The following is a 5,105-nucleotide window of genomic DNA, read 5'->3' as shown; positions in this document are numbered from 1 at the left end:
ATGCGCCCGGCCCTCGAGGTCCCCGGCCGAAACGCGGCGGCCGAAGCGGTACGGCGGGTGCCGATAGATATCGCCCCAGACGCGACCGCCCAGGATCACCAGCGCGAGCACCGGAATCCCACCAGGAACACCGAGAGGTAGAGGCCGCCGCCGATTCCGATGAACAGGTAGCACACGGCGGCGCAGCCGAGTACGAACACCACGACCAGGTACAGCAACTGCTTCCACGTCCGGGCCTCTACCGGAGCGCGCAGGACGGCCCGGAGCAGAGTCTGCGGCGGCTCGTCCGGGGTGTCGAGCACCAACGTGGGGTGGGGTTGCGTCTGCGTTATACGCTCATACTTCTCGCCGGCGATACCGCGTTCGAGGGAGCAGGCCACCGGATCTCCGGTGGGGGTGGCCCCACCGGAGATCCGGGACCGCAGGGTCCGGCGCCGCGAACTCTCAAGCGTACTGCGGCGTCTCCGCTCGCGTCGGGGACTCCTCGAGTTCGCGGGAAGCCGGGACCGCGTCGGCCTGCCCGTCCTGTTCCATCCCGGGCAGCAGCCGCGGCAGTACCGTCGCTCCCGCGGTCGCGGCGAGCGCCGAGGTGTTCGCGATCGTCCACCCGACCGGCCCCAGCGGAGTGCAGCCGAAGTACGTTCCCAGACCGGGGGTCATCACGATCACCCCCAGCACCGCGCCACTGGCGGCGGTGGTGAGCCAGACCAGCGGGCTGCGGTAACCCGCCACCAGAGTCTGACCCAACTGGGTGCCGATCAGCGCCACCAGACCGATGGTGTCCGCACGGCGCCGGGTGCCGGTGTAGCGACCGGCCATCCAGGCGACCGAGGCGCCGGTGGCCGTCGCGACCCCGCGAACCCCGATGGTGCGCAGCAGGTCGGCGCCGAGACTGGCCGGGGGAATCGCGGCCAGCTGGCCCGCGCGCTGCTCGACCCAGTGCGGATCGTTGTCGGGCTCGGGGGTCTCCTGATCGCCGGCCAGGGCGAGCGCCAGCGCGGGGAACATATCGGTCAGCAGATTCACCAGCAGGAACTGCCGGGTCCCCAGCGGAGCGCGGCCGCCGACGGCGGTACCGAACAGCGTGAACGCGACCTCGCCCGCGTTACCGCCCACGAGGACGGCCACCGCGTCGGCCACCCGCTGCCACATACTGCGGCCCTCGACCAGCGCGTGCAGCAGCGCCCGCGGATCCGGTTCGGTGAGAACCAGATCGGCGGCGTTGCGGGCGGCGGCCGAACCGTGCGCGGCGATCCCGATCCCGATATCGGCGGTGCGGATCGCCGCGGCGTCGTTGCTGCCGTCGCCGGTCATACCCACCACATGCCCGGTCCGGCGCAGCGCGGACACGATACGCACCTTCTGCTCGGGATCGACGCGGGCGAACACGGTGCTGCGCTCGATGAGTTCGGTCTGCGCGGAGTCGTCGAGTTCGTCGAGGTCGGCGCCGGTGGTGACGGTGTCGACGGTGATACCCAGCCGACGCGCCACGGCCGCCGCCGTGACCGGATGATCGCCGGTGATCATCCGGACCCCGACACCGTTGTCCTCGAGCGCGCGGACCAGATACGGAGTCTGTGGCCGGGGCGTATCGGCGATCCCGAGGAATCCCATCAGGGTCAGTCCCTCGACCACGTCCTCGACATCGTCGGGTGGATCGGACAGGTCGCGCCGGGCGACCACCAGCACCCGCAGACCCTGTTCCGCGAGATCGTGCACGGCGGCCTCGGCCCGCTCGCGCTGACCGTCGGTGAACGCCCGGTCCGTCTTACCGGACGCGCCACCGCGGAGCCGGGTGCACCGGGGCAGGACGACCTCCGGCGCCCCCTTGACCACCAGGCGCAGTTTGTGCGCGGTCCGGCCGAACGCCGCCGCGTACCCCCGGTTGGATTCGAACGGTATCTCGTCGATCGGGTCCCACCGGTGCGCGTCCTCGCCCAGGATCTCGGCGGCCGCCTCCAGCACGGCCCGGTCCGTGGCATGCAGGACCGGCCCGTTGTCCGGGTCGGGGCAGGCGCGTGCCGCGGCCCGCAGCAGCCGCCGGGCGGCATCGCTGTCGCTGCCGGGCTCCCACTGCTCGTCCAGGTCGGCGAGCGCGGTCAGCCGCAACCGGCCCTCGGTGAGGGTGCCGGTTTTGTCGAAGCACAGGGTGTCCACCCGGCCCAGGGCCTCGACCGCGCGGTTGGCGCGGACCAGCACGCCGTAGCGGGACAGCCGCCGTGCCGCGGCGAGCTGCGCCACGGTGGCGACCAGGGGCAGCCCTTCGGGTACCGCCGCGACCGCGACACCCACCCCGTCGGCGATCGCCGCCCGTAGGGCGCGGCCGCGGAGACCGCCGAGCGCGGTCACGATCGCGCCGCCGGAGAGGGTGAGCGGCAGCGCGCGATCGGTCAGGGCCCGCAGCTGCGCCTGGACGCCGCCCTTCTCCGGCGGCACCGCGCCCGCGGTGGCGCGGCCCGCCTGGGTATCGGCGCCGACCGCGACGACCACGGCCACCGCGGACCCGCTCACCACCGTCGTGCCCTCGAAGACAAGGCAGGCGCGGTCGCCGAGCGCCGCACCCGGCGTGGCCTCGACCTGTTTGGGCACCGTCACCGATTCGCCGGTGAGCCCGGACTCGTCCATTTCCAGATCCTCTGCGCGCAACAGCCGGGCGTCGGCGGGCACCACCTCACCGGCACGGATCGTGAACACATCGCCGACCAGCAGGCAGTCGGCGGGAAGATCCGCGACGGCCGGGTTCTCGGCGTCGATATCGGCGCGGTCGATCACCCGCCCGGACAATCGCTCGCCCTCGATGAGGTCGAACAACTCGTTCTCGGCGGCCTGGCGCTGGCGTGCGGAGATCATCGCGTTCACGGTGAGTACCGACGACAGCAGTACCGCGTCGGAGGGTGAGCCGAGAATCGCGGTCGCCGCGGCGCCGACACCCAGGATCGGAGTCAGCGGATCGGCCAGCTCCCGGCGCATATGGCCGAGGAAATCGGTCAGTGACGACAGCCGGGCCGCTACCGCGCCGCGGTTCGCGGGTTCGTCGGTGGCGCGGTCGGCCGGTGGTGCCGGTTCGGGTAGCCGGGCCAGCACCTCGTCCGGTTCCAGCGCGTGCCAGGGCAGCTGCGGCGCGTGCTCGGCGGACGGTCGGGGGCGGACCGCGCGCGCACCGGCCACCGCGCCGTTGAACAGGCCGGCGAAATTCGCGGCGATCATGGGCGCGGTCCGCGAGCGGGAGGCGGGTGAGGCCGCGAGCAGCAGCCCGGTCAGGCTGCACGCCGACAGCGCCAGCGTGCGGCCGCGTTCGCTGACCTGCCGGGCGGGCCCCACCACGGCGAGGGTGCGCTGCACCTGGCCCAGGTCCCGGCACAGCAGATCGGCCGACCAGGGCACATGGATACCGCCGCCTTCGCAGCCGACGATGCCGACCGCGACATCGGCGTGGTCGAGCGCCTTGTGCGCGCGAGTGGCCAGCACCGCGACCACATGCCCCTGCTTCTGGAGCCGGTGGACATGGGAGCTGAGGGAGCCCTGGGCGTTCACGAATTCATCGGCGAGGCTGCGGAGCTCGCCGGCGTCCCGGTGGCCGGCGAGCACCACCCGCAGCCCGGCCCGCCGGGCTGTGCCCAGTACATCATGCGCCCGCGGGTCGAGCTCCCGCCCGACCAGTACGCGGCCGAGTACTCGCTCACCCTCGCGCAGTTCGCGCCAGACCGGGCGGGTGGTGGCGCCGCGGTCGGGAGCCCCCGAATCGGGGCGCACCAGTCGCACCGCCTTCCGGTCCGCCGGTGCCACCTCGTCGGTGGTGGCCCACAGCAGCCGCTGCGCGGTGCTCCAGACCCGCGCCGCCGGCCAGCCCTCGCCGGTCGTCTCCACCTCGAGCACCATCCGCCCGGACGTGGCCAGCGCTTCGCCGTCGACCACCAGAGCGGTGAGTCTGTCGAGCCGCCGCCACGCCGCCGGATGCAGAGTGAGCACGCCGGCACCGGCGAGCGCGGTGGACACCGTCGCGGCGAACACTTCCCGTCCGGCGCGCGCGGTCTTCGGTGCACCCAGCATGAGTGCGTCCGGAACGTCACCTATCCGGCCCAGACCGGCCAGGGTGGCCGCACCCGCCAGCGAGGCGGCCGCCGTCTCGTCGGCGACCCGTTCCACCGGGCCCCGCGGCATATCGGCGGGCCGGGTATAGGGCGGTAACGGCTCGGCAACCCCGAAATGCTCGGCGTCGACGATATCGGTCTCCCACACCTGCCACTGCCCGCGACGGGCCAGTGCCTCGGTGAGGATGAATCCGCGCTGGACGGTATCGGCCAGCAGGTTGGTGACGCCGCCGGCCGCGCCCTCACCCAGCGCGGCCCCCGCGGCATTGGCGATGGCGAGGACCATGTCGGTGCGGGCGCTGCCCAGCCGCTGCTCCAGATGCGCGCGCAGCCGGGGCTGGGCGTCGGTGAACGCCGCCACCGCGCGCACGCTTCGCATCAGTCCGCGCAGCGGCGGCACCGCGCCCGCGGCCGACACCGCGATGGCGCACACATCACCGGCCACCTCGATGGCCGCGGCCAGGACGGGTTCGCGGTCGGCCGGGAATTCGGCGGCGCGGCTCCAGCCGGTATCGGCGACATCGGACTCCTCTTCGACCTCCTCCACCGCCTCCAGCAACTTCTCCAGATCGGCGCCGCTGGACAGCGCGGTGACGATCCGGCCGGTGACCGCGTTGACCCGCCACCACTCCACTCCGCGCAGCCGGCCGAGGTGCTGTTCCAGCGAGCGGGTCACCGCCGATCCCTGACCGTTGTCCAGGCCGCGCACCTCGATGGTCGCGTGGTCCTCGGTCACCTCGATCCGGCGCTGGGCGCGGCGGTCGCGGGGGTCGATCAGTGCCGCCAGATCGTCGCGCAGACTCGCCGACTCGTCGGATTCGAGCGTGGAGAGACCGGATGCGACCGTTGTGACGACCTTCTCCGCCGCCCACCACGGCGCCTCGACCGCCCGGACGCCAGTGCCGACGGCACGGCCGGTTCCGGCGCGCACCACCGCGGCCGCGGTGGAAACCGGAGCGGTCAACAAGCGGGGAGACAGCATGCTTCGCACAGAGGGACCCATAGGTGGCGCCT

At 73.0% G+C, this 5,105-nt stretch carries 2 protein-coding genes; both read right to left on the bottom strand.

Annotation, left to right across the window (positions count from 1 at the left end; genetic code table 11):
• Positions 1–95: 95 nt before the first annotated feature.
• Complete coding sequence (locus tag NF4_RS11670) at positions 96–380, bottom strand: hypothetical protein (RefSeq protein ID WP_063127269.1); 285 nt, start codon at positions 378–380, stop codon at positions 96–98.
• 64 nt (positions 381–444) lie between these two features.
• On the bottom strand, positions 445–5,073 hold the full coding sequence (locus tag NF4_RS11665; protein WP_157120187.1) for a cation-translocating P-type ATPase: 4,629 nt from the start codon (positions 5,071–5,073) through the stop codon (positions 445–447).
• Between the last annotated feature and the right edge of the window lie 32 nt (positions 5,074–5,105).

The sequence above is a fragment of the Nocardia fusca NBRC 14340 genome (genome assembly GCF_001618425.1).
Lineage (GTDB): Bacteria > Actinomycetota > Actinomycetes > Mycobacteriales > Mycobacteriaceae > Nocardia > Nocardia fusca.
This window is presented reverse-complemented; position numbering and strand designations above follow the sequence as displayed.

Bases quoted from the DNA above. Each gene is read 5' to 3' on its own strand.
- NF4_RS11665 (WP_157120187.1), bottom strand. From the start codon at position 5,073: ATGCTGTCTCCCCGCTTGTTGACCGCTCCGGTTTCCACCGCGGCCGCG.